This is a genomic window from Paenibacillus sp. LjRoot56 (assembly GCF_964253335.1).
Taxonomy (GTDB): Bacteria; Bacillota; Bacilli; order Paenibacillales; family NBRC-103111; genus Paenibacillus_E; species Paenibacillus_E allorhizoplanae.
Window position 1 is genome coordinate 187,347 of the sequence record NZ_CAXURV020000004.1, and the last position, 15,603, is coordinate 202,949.

Here is a 15,603-nt window from a genome sequence, read left to right on the forward strand (position 1 = left end):
TCACCTAATGCATGGATTCTGCGATTTTCATTACTTCATCTACAGTAATTTGTTTAGTAAAATCGTTACGCTACATACTTTTTCCATTAATTTCACCCTTGGTTATTTTACCCATCTTCAATTTTCGTATCCCCCTAGAAACCAAGGTACGATTGGATGAAAGCATGAATATGGTGTTATACCCAGTTCTCATTCTTCATCCCATTTAGCCAAATTGATTCAAAGGGAGTACAAAATGATACCAAATAAGACAAGACAACTCAGTTTTGAGCATTCTGCGGATAACAACGTCATTCGAGGGCCATTTCATGTGAATTTTCCGGAAATCGAGCTTGCTCAACTGCGATGTCGCGTAAACGCGGCAAAATGGCCAGATAAGGAAACGGTCGCAGATACCTCTCAGGGTGTACAGCTTTCAACGATTCAAAAACTCGCACACTATTGGACAACAGGTTATGATTGGCGCAAGTGTGAGGCGAAGCTAAACGCATTTCCACAGTTCTTTACCCATATCGACGGTCTAGACATTCATTTCATGCATATTCGTTCGAAACACGAAGATGCTTTGCCACTCATCATCACACACGGATGGCCTGGCTCGATCATCGAGATGTTGAAGATTGTTGAACCACTTACGAATCCTACAGCTTATGGTGCGAAGGCATCGGACGCGTTCCATTTGGTCATACCGTCGCTGCCAGGCTACGGGTTTTCTGGAAAGCCAACTACGACAGGTTGGGATACCGTCCGAATCGCACGTGCCTGGGCAGTACTGATGAAGCGACTTGGCTACACAAGATACGTGGCACAGGGTGGCGACTGGGGAGCGATTATCACCGACATGTTGGCATTGCTGTCACCACCGGGGCTGGTTGGTATGCACACGAATATGCCCGGCGCGGTTCCCCCTGCAATTGACAAGGCGCTCCAAGCCGGCACCCCACTTCCATCTGCTCTCTCAGAAGAAGAAATGCGTGCATGCATGCAGTTGAGTTTTGTATATAAACATATCGGATATGCCCAAATCATGGGTACACGGCCGCAGACGCTAACAGGATTGGTAGACTCTCCTGTTGGTTTGGCCGCTTTCATGCTTGATCATGATGCTTGTAGCTTGGAGCTGATTACACAAGCCTTTAACGGACATCCCGGTGGACTTTCACGAGACGATGTCCTTGACAACATCACACTGTACTGGATGACCAAAACTGCGATTTCTTCTGGTCGTCTATTTTGGGAGAACAAGCTTCCCTTCTTTGCTGCCAAAGGTGTCACTATTCCCGTAGCTGTTAGTGTGTTCCCATATGAGCTCTATCAAGCTCCATTGAGTTGGAGTAAAATGGCGTACCCTAATCTTATCTACTACAACAAGGTCGACAAGGGTGGACATTTTGCAGCTTGGGAACAGCCAGAACTATTCGCTGCAGAACTCCGTGCAGGATTTAAGTCGCTGCGCTAATTCATGTTTTCCATACTAACGATTAATTCGAAAAACAGGAAAATCAATAGCAATCGACTTACTTCTCCTCCAATGGTTTGTCCCATGAAAGACTATACCGGAAGTAGAAACGTCGTCGAACCTTAGCCCCTGGAAGTATCTGCTGTGCAACTTGACGAATTTCCCTAATGCTTTCTGTTGGAGCCGTAATTCGAACATTGGGGTTACGCATCCCACCGTGAAATCGATCCATGATACGGATAGGAAGCAGCAGTATTCCAGAGAAAACCAAATCCACCAGCGACTTGTCATCTGCTAAGCCAATGATGAGGAGTCGACCGCCGGGTGCGAGTACTTCGCGCATGAGCAGCAGTGCGCTTCTCAAATCCATATGATGCAAAGTCGCGACACAGATAACCGTTGCATAACGTTCCTCTTGCTTAGGGATTGGCGAAGCAAGGAAGTCACCGTTAATGAGTGTTACATTCGAGATCGAAGTAAGTCGCGTTTGTGCAATCTCTATAGCCGTATTATCGGGGTCGATCCCGATAACTTGTTGCACGAACGGCGCAAGTCGTTGGAGAAGTAACCCGTCACCACACCCAATATCGAGTACACGTCCGCCGCGTAGCTTACCGTCTGCAATTAACTCATCGTGAAAAGCTGTATTGTGATTCCAATACGTATCCATTGCTAATTTCACTCCCGTACACTATCGTCTGTAGACTCGAATAATTTCCAAGGATTGGAACCCTCTCTATAATAGACGATAATTCGGGGATTCTGTTCAATAACAAAAAAAGCCCGCGAAATACTCGGACTTATTCTTAAACTTAAACCGTAAATTTCCACAAGAGCTAACACCTTACATGCTTACGCTTGAATCCGATTCGAGCTTTATCAACGGCCTTTTGAATATCAGCCGAAGCGCTCAGAAATTTACTCTTCTTCTTGTCCTGAATGATTTCGACGGGACCAACCGCAGTTGCCGTCTCAACAGCCTTATCATGCAGCGGCAAGTAAGATACGGCTACTGTGTATATGAAATTATTCATCGCATATTTAGCTCGTTCTGGTGCAGTGTGAATCGTATTTTTCACCAATTCAAGCATATCTGATATTTTACTAACGTTAAACTCGTTGTCTTTGCGATTCCCCAGAAGCCAGCAGTAGCAACTCCACCCCGCTGACATTCTCAATTCCTCGCCGCTCGCAATCCATTTATCCGCAACTTCCTGCGCAATATCCGCTTCCGATAACGTTACAGCAACGACATAATCGGATAGCATATAGAAATACGCTGCATCGATCCAACGATCATAATCCTCTACAGTCATTGCTTTGGGGTCTGCGATGATGCCTGCAAAGTACATAGCGTCGTAGTTCCCTGTTGCGTAAAGTTGTTCAGCTAACGGTTGGTTGATTTTGATTTGCTTGACGAGCGGTTTCATCGCTCCTGTTGCCACTCCAAATACAGGTTCATGAGCGCCGTTAGATATATACATTTTCTTCATTCGTTCCTTGCCTAGAGCTTCGAGTTCTTGCATGACTGCTTCTGCATGTAGAATGGCTGCTGTCATAATGACTCCTCCCATAATCAACTTTATTAGGTCATCCTAACTATTCTTGAAGCATCGAGCAATGTTAGCTAACTAATCCGAAGTTACTCAGCGCTTTCCGCTTGTCTTTCTTGCGCATTCTTAATCCCATACCCTATCTTCTTAAGCAACTCAATGAGTTGGACCTTCTCTTCATCCGTTACATAAGACAAATTGTTGGAAATGGTTTGCGCATGCTTTGGGAAAATCGTATCGAAGTAGTTTCTCCCATCCGCAGTTAATGCCACATTCGTTTTACGTCGATCTCCTGGAATGGGAAGACGTTCCACGAACGCCTTCTTTTCCAACTTATCAACCACATAAGTAATACTTCCGCTTGGAATGGAAAAAGTATCACTTATTTTCTGAATGGGGTGCGGCCCTTTATTGTAGAGTAACTCAAGAATTTGAAAGGTTTCCCTACTGAGCCCATAGCTGTCAATGTCGCGTTCTAAGCTGGCATACAGTACGTTCACCATATTTTTTAGTACGCGTGTAAGCCTTAAATCAAGAGCCTTACCTTCAGCGTCGCGTTCAGTCATTCTTCAACCACCTTATCTAGCTTTATTATACAAAGGATAATCGACTTCAGTAGGAACTTCAATTAGAAATATTCGAAGTGTTTCAGCAGCCGCACGAATGATAATATCATCCTCTTGTTCCGTTTGGGCGATAACAAAGTCTTTATTCACAAATTGGACGGGCTCTTGTCCCGTTATTAGGAATGAGCCACCGGTTCCTCTAATCGCCAGACCGGCAAACGTACGGTTCGGTAATAGCCGATGAACATACGTTGCGCCCGCCTCTACTTCGACGTCTAACATACGTGCATCTGCAACAAGTTGGTCGATAGGTGATCCTTCACCCAGAATGATCTTTACCTTAACACCTTCCTGGTCTGTCTGAGGGAACTCCTCGTGCTTGAACAATGAATAGGTTGGCTCTCGTCGCACAGCTTCATTCAAGTAAGGCTCCAGCCATATTTGAAAGCTTTCAAATCCAGCTTCGACGCTCTCAGCATGCTGCATACCCGATCCTGCTTGCATAAGTTGAATATCTCCAGCTTGTAGAGTGCTTTCAGTACCAAGTGTGTCTCGGTGAAAGCCATGACCAGCGATGCCATAAGATAGAATCTCAAACCCTTGATGAGGATGAAACCCGATCCCTCCTGCCTTCTCTGCTCGTCCCCAAGCCCAATAGAATAGCGGACCCAGTCTCACAGTAGCGGCCCCTTGGCCAGAGAATCCTAATGGTTTCTGCGCCATTATTTTGCCTCCATCAAATTCCTCTTTCCCTTGCTGTTCTGGTCCTAGTATTTGAATATTCATAGGAATATCTCCTTATCTGATCGGATATATGATTATTTAATTTAATATCCTAATAATATTTATTATAATAATATTCAATATAAACCTATTATAGGAATCAGTCAACATGCAAAAATAAGCAAGATTACCACCTTAAAATCCCTGCTTTTTCAATCCCGTACCACGAGAAAAGGATCCCAATGCCATAATGGCTCTGGGATCCTTTGAAATATCTTAACCTTTTTTTATTTGGGTGAGAATCGTTTGTGCCTGATCGATGGTTTCCTCTACGATACTCCCTGCACTTTGGCCAGCAGTAAGCAACCGCAAACCTTGCCCTGCCCATAATGACATATACTCAGAATTATGTTGCTTTGCAGCAGCATTTCGAATATCTCTTGTTGCCGTATTTTGGGTCGGAAAAGGAAGCGGTTCTACCCCGCTCTGATCCCAGACTTTAATAAATTCGTTCGTGACACCCCTAGCAGGTCGACCTGAAAATACCTTCGTGATTACTGTGCTCTCTTCAGTACTAGCAAGCAGTTTGTTTTGATAAGCGATATGGGCTCCCGATTCCATCGAAGTCAAGAATCGCGTACCCATCTGAACCCCCTGTGCCCCGAGTACCAGCGCGGCTACTAGTCCACGACCATCCATAATCCCGCCTGCAGCAATAACGGGAACTTGAACATGGGCAACAATTTGCGGAACTAACGCCATTGTGCCTATGTTCGCGCCCATGGGACGATTGGCAATGTCGAATGTCCCGCGGTGACCACCAGCTTCACTTCCCTGAGCCACAATCGCGTCACATCCCGCTTGTTCAGCAAGAATGGCTTCATCGACGGTAGTCACCATCGTCACAATTCGAATCCCAAGCGCCTTAGCTTGCTCCGTCATATAAGCCGGAAGTACCCCGAAAGCTGTACTGATCACTGGCACTTTTTCTTCTAATAATACGGCGAATTGTTGTTCGAAATTATCGGGAGTCTTGACGACTTCTGCCACAACTTGCGGTATGTCAAGTTTAGCTCTCATCACATTCAGTTCCTGTTGAACTTCCGGCGTTCTCGCGTTATCATCCTGAGCCTGAGTAACAAATACATTTACGCCGAATGGCGCGTTCGTTAACTTCCGAATGTCCTGAATGGCCGTACGAATCGCTTCAGGCTCCATATAGGCGGCTCCGAGCGTCCCCAATCCACCTGCGTTCGATACGGCAGCTGTTAAGCTAACCGTACCTGGCCCACCGGCCATGCCCGCTAAGAAGATGGGGTAACGAATTTCAAATATGCGGCAAAGTGCTGTATTTAGATGTATGATCTTCTGCCTCCTATCACTTGTGAGAGGATCGCTGATTGCGGTATTCAAGTGCAGGTAATCCGCCCCATCCCCAATTGTCCAACTCAACTTCCTCAATAATAACATGAGTTGATTCTAATGGCTTGTTAAGCACGTTAAGAAGAAGCTCACTGACACCTTTAATAAGCGCTGCCTTCTCTTCTGCCGTAACAGACTGATGTTCTGGGGTGGTTCCCTCACGGGTTACTTTAATCGTAACGACTGGCATAAGTAATGACCTCCTTGAAATTGTTAGTCCTATCATTCATCTATCTACTAAAAGGTAAACTTAAGGCAGTTCTCGCCAAACCTTAATAAATTGTTCAGGGGACTGCAAACCAGACAAGCTGACTTGCTCATTAATCACAAAGTACGGAACCCCTCTAATTCCTTGCTTTTGCGCATTCTTTTGATCTAACTCAACTTTATCAAGACCCTCACCGTCAGTTAGGCGCTTTTTTAACTCCGTATTGTTTGGAATTCCCACTGCTTTGGCAATATTAACAAGTTCGTCGATATCCCCAATATGAATCCCATTCTCAAAATAGGCCGTATAAATCTGTTGAATCAATTGCTCCTGTAGGTTCTCAGGTGTAATAGCGATTAATTGATGAGCTAATGTTGTATTTGGCGTAAACTTTACTCGATCCATATTATACGTCAGACCATAAGCATCACCGTATTCTTGATATTGCTTTAATCGTGCCTCGAATTGCGAAACTCCACCTAATTTGCCTATCATCACTTGCCGATAATCTTCACCTTCAGGACGAATACCGTAATTGATCTGAAAAGCATGCCAACGAACCGAGACCTTCGTTTCTTGAGGTAATTGTTTCAAAGCACTCAACATACTCGTGGTTCCCATGCGACACCATGGGCACGTCACATCTATATAGGCGTCAATTACTAAATCACTCATTGGGTAACCAGAACCGGTTTTACGGTTTGAAGATGGTGAATGTAATCCTTGCTGCTCTGTGCTAGCCGCTCATCGGTAACTGTAGACGTATCGTTAAGTGCAAAGTGCGGCAGATAAGTAGCGCTAATAAATTGGGCAAGTGCTTCCATTGGACGCAATATTTCCTCAAGTGTAAAACGATTAGAACCTGTATGCTGATAAGAAGCTTCCGTGCCGTATGTTGAAATCGCTACACCGATTTCTTTACCAGCTGTTTTACTGCCATCTGGACCATAAGCCCAACCATATTGTAAGACGGTATCAAACCACTTTTTAAGTAAAGAAGGCGTACTGTACCAATAAAGTGGATATTGGAAAATAACCCGGTCATGTGCTTCAATTAGCTGTTGTTCTTTGGCAACATCGATATTTTCGTCTGGATATTCGTTATATAATTGATGAATGGTGAAATCACCTTGTTTTTGTAAGGCTTCCAGCCAAGCTTTATTCCATTGGGAGTTTTCGATATTCGGATGAGTAATGATGACTAATGTTTTCATAGTAGGTTTGCTCCATTTCTAATTTTAGGATTATTTTGCTGACAGTGTGCTGTCCTGTTTCATTTGTTCTCGAAGAAGGCTACATCCTTCATAAAAATACTTTCTTGATTGTCAAGAAAAGGTCCATCCATTTCTGAAATCCGTTTGACTTCAATCCATTCCGGATCGTTTCGGAAACGTTCATAATTCAGATTGCGGCTTTCCATATCATCATGCTCAACAACATAATAGAGCCGGTTATTTGACTCATTGATATCTTCCCAATATCGCGTAATCTTCATGCCATGTTTCAAAAATAATTCGATCACATGATCTCTGAATCTCTCATGAAGAAGCTGCATTTTGCCGGGATTAACATGATAAATTCGCAGTTCATATAACATGTTTCTCACCTCCTTACTAAAGTGATCAAATAGCTATCCCCTTTATTCTTACCATTGACCAGCGTTTTGACCGCCATCGACATGAAGAATCTCTCCGGTTACGAACTTTGCTGACTCCAGATACACAATCGCGTCAACAATTTCTTGCACCTCACCCATTCGACCCACAGGATGTACTTTTGCTAAAAAATCATGTGACTCAACCGTATGCATCGGTGTTTTAATCACCCCAGGTGCGACTGCATTCACCCGAATGCCCTTGTCCGAATACTCAATGGCTAGCGACTTCGTTGCCGTGTTCAAACCGCCTTTGGACAGCGCGGCAAGTACAGCGGGTACAGATTTGAGCGGCTGTTCCGCGACGCCACTTGCTGTAATGTTGACGATATGGCCAGAGCCTTCCTTCAACATTGAGCTCAGAGCCCGCTGGGTTACATGGAAGAAACCTGTCATATTGCTAGACATAACTGAGCTAAAATCTTCTTCCGTGTATTCCGTAAACGATTTTGAAATAAAAATACCGGCATTGTTCACCAGGGTGTCGATACGTCCGAAGCGTGAAAGACCTTCCTGAATTAATCGCTCAGCAACTTGGGGATCTGAAATATCGCCGGTGACATAGGCTACTCGTGCACCTGTAGGATCGATTTCTCTTACTACCTCTACCAACGCATGTTCACGGCGGCCATTGATGACGACTGATGCTCCTTGTTTCGCAAGTCCAATGGCAACTGCCTTTCCAATACCACTGCTTGAACCTGTAATCACGACTACTTTATTTTGAAAACTCATATCTACGTCTCCTCTAATTTTCTACCTATTAAAAGGTAGGTAATAGTTATAAAATAATCCGCCTTCTTTTTCAAGTTAAAGCGGATATTAGACCATCGGCAATCTTATCATACTTGCTTACATCGTGAAAACTTCTTGCCAATAATTGTGCCCCTTGAAGTGCAGCTAGAAATTGGTGAGCTTGTGCATCTGCGGCGCCTTGAAAGCTTAGTTGTCCTTCACGCCGTCCCTCTTCTAACACGCGTTCCAACCATGCTAAATTGGCCGTGAAAAACTGAGATAAACCTGTCTGCACTTTGCCAGATAAAGTTGCCAAGTCAGTCGAAAGCATGACACTTAGACAAGCGCAATAATCTTGAACTGGACCACTGTAGAGTAAGATGAATTTGCGCAGCTTCTCTATATGGTTCGTTGTCTCTGCATCGATTCCAGCAACATAGGCTGTAAAATTTCTGAGATAACGTGCAATCAACGCTTCTCCCAAATCCTCCTTATTCGGGAAGTAGTAATGAATACTGGCATTTCGTATACCTACTTTTTCTGCAATATGCGAATAACTGAATCCGTTAAACCCATATTGCTGAACCATCCCTTGAGCTGTGTCGAGAATAAGTTCTGACGTGTTTTTGTTGTTGTTGTTGTTTTTGGTCATGTCGTTATTCTACCTTTTAGTAGGTAGCATGTCAACTCCTTTTCTAAAACATGTGGATTGGCATAAATTTTGATTTGCTCGCATAACGATCTAATTCAGTGATATGTGTACAGGAGGTTGAATAATGGAAGATAACAAAGGATTGCCTCAAAAACCTATTCATCAGAAAGGTTCTTCATCATGGTCAGGAGATGCACCCGCGGAATTTCATTCTCAAACCGTTGGTGATCGAGGACCTGTCCTGGAACAAGATAGTGTCTTACATGAAACTTTAGAAACTTTCATACATACCAAGATTCTTGAAAGACCTGTTCATGTGAAAGGTAATGGTGCTTTTGGCTACTTTCAGACCGTGAATTCGATGACACCTTATACGAAGCTTCACTTTCTACAAAAACCTGGCCAGCAAGTCCCTGTCACGGTCCGATTCTCCCTAGCTGTAAGTAATAAAGGTACGCCGGATACGTCCCGAAATGTGCGCGGCTTCTCGACGAAATTTTATACAGAACAAGGTGTTTTCGATCTGTTATGTAATCATATCCCTGTCTTTCTAGTTCGAGATGCCATTCGATTTCCAGAATCAATTAAAGCCTTTCTGCCATCGCCAGTTAATAATTTGATCGACCCTGAACGCTTCTGGAGTTTCATCGCCCGCGCACCGGAAGCCACGCATTTCCTTGTCCACTTATATTCGGATGCTGGAACTGTTAAGAGTCTCCGTCATATACCAGGTCATAGCGTTAACACGTATGTCTGGCGGAATGAGCAAGGTGTACGTACGTTTGTGAAATATCACTGGTACCCCTTGGCAGGTATACAATATATTGATAGCCGCGAAGCAACTCTGTTAGCTGGGGAAAATCCCGATTATGCCGGTAAGGATCTCTTCGATACACTGGCTGCAGGCCAAACTGTCGAATACGGGTTGTATGTTCAATTGATGAATCCCGACGATGCAACCAAACTGTCCTATGACCCGTTAGACGATACCAAAGTCTGGGATGACAAGCAGTTTCCGATGATGCCCGTAGGCCGACTCGTACTAAACCGCAATCCAGATAACTATATGGAACAAGTTGAGAAAATCGCCTTTTCTCCAACAAATCTACTGGAGGGAGCCGAACTATCGGACGATAAAATGCTGCAGGGTCGAACGAATATATACTGGGATTCACAGCGTCATCGCTTGGGGTCTGATTTTCGGAAGATTCCTATTAATCATCAGCAGAACTGGACGCCTCGTTCACTCGAGACTAGCGGCGAAGGTAGATATGTTGAAGGTCGTCTCGTGCGATCCGAGATCCCTAATCCAGATAATTTCACCCAAGCTGGACAGTATTATAATTCCCTCCCTCCTACACAACAGGAACATTTGGTGGAGAATCTTGCTGCCGATCTATCTGGTATATCCGCTGAGATTCAACGTATCGTTCTTACGTATCTATTCCAAGCGTCGCAAGAATTGGCCAACAGGGTTTCACAACGGATTCAGCAAACTAACAAAGGTTAATTTTACGAATTGGCTATCCCTCGGGGTGGCCTTTTGTGTTTCTTTCTACGACTGTTTAATAGATTTATTTGGTAAGATTGGGTCTATTTACACGGCTTATATTGAAAGATTTTAAGCTTATTTTCATCTTTGCTACAGGTTCATTTCGTATACTTAAACTAGCTATATCTGATTCAAAATTATATGAAAGTAGGCATTATTATCATGAAGCTAGCAGGAATTACTTACAAACATGAGCAAAGCGTCAGCTGGCTGAAACGTTCATTAATCATATGTCTGATACTTGTGTGTCTATTAGTAAGCTTTCTGTTCTTAACTCCACCAGGATCGAAAATTCGTTTATTCCTTGCGGATACCTTTATTGCTACCCAACATCGGGAGTGGGCATGGATTTTTGTAGGTGTGAAGAAACGGGATGAGATGATTCAAAACGTTCAGCAAATGAGTGAGAATAACGCCATTGAGAAGCAAGATTTGAATGCAATCACGATTCAAAAACAGGATGGCAAGATCATTGATGTTGAAAATATCACCGGACGTGGCTGGGTCGGCAAAAAAATGGTCGTCTACGATCCAAGAGCTATTCGTGTCGTTGTTCCCAGCACAGTGGGTCAAGGTGAAACAATTAGTTCAATGGTGAATCGTACAGGGGCACTAGCAGGCGTTAATGGTGGTGGCTTCGATGATCCGCAGGGGCTAGGCAACGGGTTTGCTCCTATTGGGGTTATTATGTCTGGAGGTAAGATTCTGTATACGAGCGTTGACGGTACTGTACCTCAACAAGTCGTAGCGTTTGACAATACTGGGAAATTAATTATTGGGAAATATTCGATTGATGAACTGTTAGCCTTGCATGTGACTGACGCCGTTTCCTTCTATCCCCGCATTATTGCAAATGGGAAAGCACTCCCCATCGTTGGGGATGGTCTTAACCCGCGGACAGCCATTGGTCAACGCGCTGATGGCGTTATTGTCCTTATTGTTATTGATGGTAGGCAAACCAAAAGCATTGGCGCTTCTTTAAAAGATGTTCAAGACCTTCTTTTGAAAGAAGGTTGTGTCAATGCTGGGTTTTTAGACGGAGGTGCGTCCTCTGAAATGGTCGTCGGGAACGAACTAATCACGCATCCATCAAGCCGATATGGCGAAAGAAGGCTGCCTTCAGGTCTCCTTATTTTTGAACACCCTGATCAGGTTGATGTGGCGAATATTTGGGAAGGTGTGACCGACATTGATCCAGGTGGTGCGTATGATAATCCAGGTTATCTCGCGGAGCACAATAAAAAGCAGTTAACTAAGTAAAAGAAAAAGAGCTGTCCATTGGCAGCTCTTTCTTCATGTCTAACGATTCTATTCGTGCTATTAAAACGTATTGTAGACATTTTGACACTCTTTAGCGGTTGGTTCATAAAAACAGTGCTTCTTGTATCGTCCAGCTTTCGGCTGATTATACCAAGTATCCGGACATGGTCCAGGATTGTCGAACGTTCCAGGTCGGAAATACCAGAGTGAAAATTTACCTGGCCAAATCCGCTCCCCATTCACAGCTCTTTGTGCTAGGCGACGCTCTCTCTCTCTTGCGTTTTGATAGTACAATCCGTGCTGCAACGCTTCAAACGCATGCGGTTGGTTGATCATTTGGGGAATTGTCCGGAGATTCTTAAAATCGGAGCAATTCGCTCTGATTCGATTAATCCCAACATTTCCAACAAGCAGCATACCGTTTTCGCCTTCAGTCTCAGCTTCAGCTCGAAGCAACCTTGCCAACATGTCGATATCTTGCTTTCTAGCTTTTACGACTGCCATTCGCTCACCTCAATTGAGTATATGTCTAGACCCATCATATTGTAGGTGAAGTGGAAATGTGACTTACTGACCGCGAAACGATAATTTAATCTGGTTGTTCTTCGCTCGCAGCGAATAGGTAGGTTCTGGCGTCCTGCCTTACTCGTACTTTCTTTTTACACGATTAGCAAACTAAACTTACTCTCTCCATACGATACGGTTTCCATATTGGGCTCTGAAGCATATCGAACACTCTCCAGTAACACATGTTCATGTAGAACATGGTTAAACCGCACTAAAGCTGTTTGTAATTGTGCATCTACATCTAGGACAAGTTCGACGCGTTTTTCGATTGGTAGCCCTATTTTTTTACGATAATCTTGAATTGCCCGAATGACCTCTCTAACCATGCCTTCCTGTTCTAACTCTTCCGTCATGGTTGTGTTTAAGGCAACGGTCATTTGGTAACCGGATGCCGACGCGTAGCCTTCATTCGCTTGCTTCTCGATAAGTAAATCCTCTAGCAGTAAGTGCAGCACTTCATCATCGATCTTCACATCAAGGAAGCCGTTATCTATCACTGCTTTAGCTTCTAGAGCAGATAACTGCTTCAACTGGGCTTGCACGGGTCCTACGAATTTCCCGAACTTCTTACCTGCTGCTTTCAAGTTTAACTTGAAAGTAAGACGAACGAAGCTGACATCGCTAGATACAATTTGGATCGATTTCACATTGATCTCATCTTGGATGATGTCTTCAAATCCTCCAATATTACACGCACTGTCAAACGAAACGTATAACTCCGACAGCGGCATCCGGGTTTTGATCCCTGTTTCATTCCGGATATTGCGAGCCAATTCCACGATATTCCTCACGGTTTCCATCTCATTCTCTAAGGATACATCGTGTAACGTTTCATCCATTGTCGGATAATCGGTCAGATGTACACTTCCTTTGCCTCCCAAATTGGCATATAGATCATCTGCAATGAATGGCGTATAGGGAGCAATCATTTGTGCGAGTGTTAGCAAAACATGACGTAAAGTTTGATAAGCTGCTAGTTTATCTTCGGTCCATTCGCTTCCCCAGAACCGATCTCGTGAACGTCTGATATACCAATTGCTAAGTTCATCTACGAAAGCTTCCATTTGCTTCGCTGGATTCAAGAAATCGTTGATTTCTAGTCCTTTTACTACATTGTGCAAGGTGCTGTTTAATCGAGATAAAATCCAACGATCCAACACATTCACGGAAGTTATTTGCGGATAATCATCTGGGTAATACTGATCAATTTGTGCATACAACGCATAGAAGGCATGTGTGTTATTGATCGTGTCAATGACTTTGGATTTCGCCTCGGCGACAATCTGCTTGGAGAACCTCTTACTGCTCCAAGGTGCGCTATCGGATAACAATGCCCATCGGAATGCATCGGTGCCAAATTCGTTTATGATTTCCCAAGGATCAATCCCGTTACCCTTGCTCTTTGACATTTTTTGTCCATTTTCATCGAGAACATGCCCCGTTGATAATACAGATTTATAAGGGATTTGCCCATTAAAAAGGGTAGAAACCGCCAGCAAGCTGAAAAACCAGCCGCGCGTCTGATCGATCCCCTCGCAGATCATATCCGCGGGATACTGCTCTTGAAATAGTTCCTTGTGTTCAAATGGTTGATGATACTGAGCAAATGGCATGGAGCCGCTATCGAACCAGACGTCAATGACTTCCGAGGTTCTATGCATGGTACCACCGCAAGCACAGCGCAGCTTCACTTGATCCACGTAAGGTTTATGCAGCTCAAGGGTTTCCTCGATCGGATCTATTGATTTATCACGAAGTTCCTTATGGCTGTGTGGTGCATATTCTGCGTTGCAGCCTTCGCAGATCCATACATTGAGTGGCGTTCCCCAATAGCGATTCCTGCTGATATTCCAATCAACGAGTTCTTCTAAGAATTTACCAAATCGGCCTTCTCGCAGGTGGGAAGGATACCAAGTGATTTTACTGTTGTTTGCGATCAACTGATCTTTAATAGCCGTTGTTTGGATGAACCAACTCTCCGTCGCGTAATAGAGAAGCGGCGATTTACAACGCCAGCAGAATGGATAGCTATGCTCATAACGCTCCTTGGTAAACAACAGACCACGTTCAGCTAAGTTTTTAACGATATCGATATCACATTCCTTAACAAAACGACCGACAAAATCGATGATCTGATCGACATAACGACCTCTAGCATCCACAACATTAATGAAATCCAATTCATGCTGGCGAACGGTGCGATAATCATCTTCTCCGTGTGCTGGCGCAATATGGACAATCCCCGTACCGCTGGTGTCGCTAACATAGTCAGCGTCTACGACGATATGTCCTTTCGCCACATGTAAATAATTAAAAGGTGCCACATAAGGTGTTCCCACAAATTCAGAACCTTTGTGCGTGGATAGGAGCTCGTACTCCCCTTTCATTACTCTATCGACAAGGTTCTTTGCTACAATGTAGACTTCGCCATGCTGTTTGACTTTGACATAATCGACATCTTTATTTACAGCTAAAGCGACATTGGCAGGCAACGTCCATGGCGTTGTCGTCCATGCAAGAAAATGTTCATCTGCGCTCTTACTTGTGAATTTCACAGTAGCACTCAAATCTTTTACATCTTCATAGCCTTGAGCAACTTCGTGAGAGCTGAGTGTCGTTTGACAATCCGGGCAATACGGACTTACGCGATGACCTTTGTATAGATACCCTTTCGCATGAATCGTGGATAAAATGTGCCAAACACTTTCGATATAATCATTGGTTAGTGTGACATAAGGGTTCTCCATATCCGTCCAGTAAGCGATCGCTTCGGTCATTTCACGCCACTGCTTCTCATATTCGAAAACGCTGCTCTTACACGCCTCCACGAATTTGGCGACCCCATAGGATTCAATTTCCTGTTTGCCAGAAATACCAAGCTTTTTCTCTACGCCTAGCTCAACAGGAAGCCCATGTGTATCCCAACCTGCTTTGCGTATGACACGGAAGCCTGACATCGTTTTGTAGCGACCGATGAAATCTTTGATTACTCGTCCCAGCACATGCCCGATATGCGGCTCACCGTTCGCTGTTGGGGGACCTTCATAAAAAACAAAGTTGGGTTGTCCCTCTCTATTTTCAATCGATTTTCGAAATGTGTCATTCTGTTTCCACTGTTCTAAAACTCGGAGTTCTCGCGTTCTTGCCTTCTCTTTCACATCCACTTTTCTCATAGGTCTCATCCTCTCATTTCATCCAACTTCACGTTCGTTTCTTGACGAAAAGGTTCATTGAAAGCACAAAAAATCCCGT

Annotated in this window: 16 protein-coding genes; 3 read left to right on the forward strand and 13 right to left on the reverse strand. The window is 44.1% G+C overall.

The annotated features are described in order from the left end of the window. The first annotated feature begins 235 nt into the window (after nt 1–235). Nucleotides 236–1,459 carry an epoxide hydrolase family protein gene (locus ACSQ8O_RS26505; RefSeq protein ID WP_436244100.1) on the forward strand — a complete coding sequence of 408 codons (1,224 nt, stop codon included), beginning with the start codon at nt 236–238 and terminating at the stop codon, nt 1,457–1,459. 58 nt (nt 1,460–1,517) lie between these two features. On the opposite strand, the gene ACSQ8O_RS26510 is transcribed toward ACSQ8O_RS26505, so the two are convergent. The 11 genes from ACSQ8O_RS26510 to ACSQ8O_RS26560 all read right to left on the reverse strand — a co-directional run bounded on the left by ACSQ8O_RS26510 (nt 1,518) and on the right by ACSQ8O_RS26560 (nt 8,972). Beyond that, on the reverse strand, nt 1,518–2,129 hold the full coding sequence (locus ACSQ8O_RS26510) for a class I SAM-dependent methyltransferase (protein WP_436244101.1): 612 nt from the start codon (nt 2,127–2,129) through the stop codon (nt 1,518–1,520). 166 nt (nt 2,130–2,295) lie between these two features. Next, on the reverse strand, nt 2,296–3,018 hold the full coding sequence (locus ACSQ8O_RS26515) for a DNA alkylation repair protein (RefSeq protein ID WP_436244102.1): 723 nt from the start codon (nt 3,016–3,018) through the stop codon (nt 2,296–2,298). 83 nt (nt 3,019–3,101) lie between these two features. Continuing rightward, on the reverse strand, nt 3,102–3,578 hold the full coding sequence (locus ACSQ8O_RS26520; protein ID WP_436244103.1) for a MarR family winged helix-turn-helix transcriptional regulator: 477 nt from the start codon (nt 3,576–3,578) through the stop codon (nt 3,102–3,104). 12 nt (nt 3,579–3,590) lie between these two features. Further along, nucleotides 3,591–4,364, reverse strand: a complete 774-nt coding sequence (locus ACSQ8O_RS26525) for a pirin family protein (protein ID WP_436244104.1) — start codon at nt 4,362–4,364, stop codon at nt 3,591–3,593. Between the two features lie 213 nt (nt 4,365–4,577). Continuing rightward, nucleotides 4,578–5,666: an NAD(P)H-dependent flavin oxidoreductase gene (locus ACSQ8O_RS26530; protein WP_436244955.1), complete on the reverse strand. Its 1,089-nt coding sequence runs from the start codon at nt 5,664–5,666 to the stop codon at nt 4,578–4,580. A gap of 13 nt (nt 5,667–5,679) precedes the next feature. Next, a complete protein-coding gene (locus ACSQ8O_RS26535; protein ID WP_436244105.1) occupies nt 5,680–5,913 on the reverse strand; it encodes a tautomerase family protein in 234 nt (77 codons plus the stop codon). Between the two features lie 60 nt (nt 5,914–5,973). Next, nucleotides 5,974–6,606: a DsbA family oxidoreductase gene (locus ACSQ8O_RS26540; RefSeq protein ID WP_436244106.1), complete on the reverse strand. Its 633-nt coding sequence runs from the start codon at nt 6,604–6,606 to the stop codon at nt 5,974–5,976. After that, nucleotides 6,603–7,145, reverse strand: coding sequence for an NAD(P)H-dependent oxidoreductase (locus tag ACSQ8O_RS26545; RefSeq protein ID WP_436244107.1), 543 nt, complete (start codon nt 7,143–7,145; stop codon nt 6,603–6,605). The genes ACSQ8O_RS26540 and ACSQ8O_RS26545 overlap by 4 nt, the downstream gene beginning before the upstream one ends. Nucleotides 7,146–7,204: 59 nt before the next feature. Continuing rightward, nucleotides 7,205–7,528: an NIPSNAP family protein gene (locus ACSQ8O_RS26550; protein ID WP_436244108.1), complete on the reverse strand. Its 324-nt coding sequence runs from the start codon at nt 7,526–7,528 to the stop codon at nt 7,205–7,207. A 48-nt stretch (nt 7,529–7,576) separates the two neighbouring features. Then, the gene (locus ACSQ8O_RS26555; protein ID WP_436244109.1) at nt 7,577–8,320 is read right to left on the reverse strand and encodes an SDR family NAD(P)-dependent oxidoreductase; all 744 of its coding nucleotides are present in this window, start codon (nt 8,318–8,320) and stop codon (nt 7,577–7,579) included. Between the two features lie 70 nt (nt 8,321–8,390). Further along, a complete protein-coding gene (locus ACSQ8O_RS26560) occupies nt 8,391–8,972 on the reverse strand; it encodes a TetR/AcrR family transcriptional regulator (RefSeq protein WP_436244110.1) in 582 nt (193 codons plus the stop codon). 124 nt (nt 8,973–9,096) lie between these two features. Between ACSQ8O_RS26560 and ACSQ8O_RS26565 the strand changes: the two genes are divergently transcribed. Together ACSQ8O_RS26565 and ACSQ8O_RS26570 are read left to right on the forward strand one after the other, a co-directional pair. Beyond that, the gene (locus ACSQ8O_RS26565) at nt 9,097–10,482 is read left to right on the forward strand and encodes a catalase (RefSeq protein ID WP_436244111.1); all 1,386 of its coding nucleotides are present in this window, start codon (nt 9,097–9,099) and stop codon (nt 10,480–10,482) included. 183 nt (nt 10,483–10,665) lie between these two features. Further along, nucleotides 10,666–11,784 (forward strand): phosphodiester glycosidase family protein, encoded by a 1,119-nt coding sequence (locus ACSQ8O_RS26570; protein ID WP_436244112.1) that lies wholly within the window; start codon nt 10,666–10,668, stop codon nt 11,782–11,784. 60 nt (nt 11,785–11,844) lie between these two features. On the opposite strand, the gene ACSQ8O_RS26575 is transcribed toward ACSQ8O_RS26570, so the two are convergent. Together ACSQ8O_RS26575 and ileS are read right to left on the reverse strand one after the other, a co-directional pair. Continuing rightward, nucleotides 11,845–12,288 carry a cell wall hydrolase gene (locus tag ACSQ8O_RS26575; protein ID WP_436244113.1) on the reverse strand — a complete coding sequence of 148 codons (444 nt, stop codon included), beginning with the start codon at nt 12,286–12,288 and terminating at the stop codon, nt 11,845–11,847. A 155-nt stretch (nt 12,289–12,443) separates the two neighbouring features. Then, nucleotides 12,444–15,524 carry an isoleucine--tRNA ligase gene (ileS, locus tag ACSQ8O_RS26580; RefSeq protein ID WP_436244114.1) on the reverse strand — a complete coding sequence of 1,027 codons (3,081 nt, stop codon included), beginning with the start codon at nt 15,522–15,524 and terminating at the stop codon, nt 12,444–12,446. Nucleotides 15,525–15,603: the final 79 nt, after the last annotated feature.

Bases quoted from the DNA above. Each gene is read 5' to 3' on its own strand.
- ACSQ8O_RS26505 (WP_436244100.1), top strand. From the start codon at position 236: ATGATACCAAATAAGACAAGACAACTCAGTTTTGAGCATTCTGCGGAT.
- ACSQ8O_RS26510 (WP_436244101.1), bottom strand. From the start codon at position 2,129: ATGGATACGTATTGGAATCACAATACAGCTTTTCACGATGAGTTAATT.
- ACSQ8O_RS26515 (WP_436244102.1), bottom strand. From the start codon at position 3,018: ATGACAGCAGCCATTCTACATGCAGAAGCAGTCATGCAAGAACTCGAA.
- ACSQ8O_RS26520 (WP_436244103.1), bottom strand. From the start codon at position 3,578: ATGACTGAACGCGACGCTGAAGGTAAGGCTCTTGATTTAAGGCTTACA.
- ACSQ8O_RS26525 (WP_436244104.1), bottom strand. From the start codon at position 4,364: ATGAATATTCAAATACTAGGACCAGAACAGCAAGGGAAAGAGGAATTT.
- ACSQ8O_RS26535 (WP_436244105.1), bottom strand. From the start codon at position 5,913: ATGCCAGTCGTTACGATTAAAGTAACCCGTGAGGGAACCACCCCAGAA.
- ACSQ8O_RS26540 (WP_436244106.1), bottom strand. From the start codon at position 6,606: ATGAGTGATTTAGTAATTGACGCCTATATAGATGTGACGTGCCCATGG.
- ACSQ8O_RS26545 (WP_436244107.1), bottom strand. From the start codon at position 7,145: ATGAAAACATTAGTCATCATTACTCATCCGAATATCGAAAACTCCCAA.
- ACSQ8O_RS26550 (WP_436244108.1), bottom strand. From the start codon at position 7,528: ATGTTATATGAACTGCGAATTTATCATGTTAATCCCGGCAAAATGCAG.
- ACSQ8O_RS26555 (WP_436244109.1), bottom strand. From the start codon at position 8,320: ATGAGTTTTCAAAATAAAGTAGTCGTGATTACAGGTTCAAGCAGTGGT.
- ACSQ8O_RS26560 (WP_436244110.1), bottom strand. From the start codon at position 8,972: ATGACCAAAAACAACAACAACAACAAAAACACGTCAGAACTTATTCTC.
- ACSQ8O_RS26565 (WP_436244111.1), top strand. From the start codon at position 9,097: ATGGAAGATAACAAAGGATTGCCTCAAAAACCTATTCATCAGAAAGGT.
- ACSQ8O_RS26570 (WP_436244112.1), top strand. From the start codon at position 10,666: ATGAAAGTAGGCATTATTATCATGAAGCTAGCAGGAATTACTTACAAA.
- ACSQ8O_RS26575 (WP_436244113.1), bottom strand. From the start codon at position 12,288: ATGGCAGTCGTAAAAGCTAGAAAGCAAGATATCGACATGTTGGCAAGG.
- ileS (WP_436244114.1), bottom strand. From the start codon at position 15,524: ATGAGAAAAGTGGATGTGAAAGAGAAGGCAAGAACGCGAGAACTCCGA.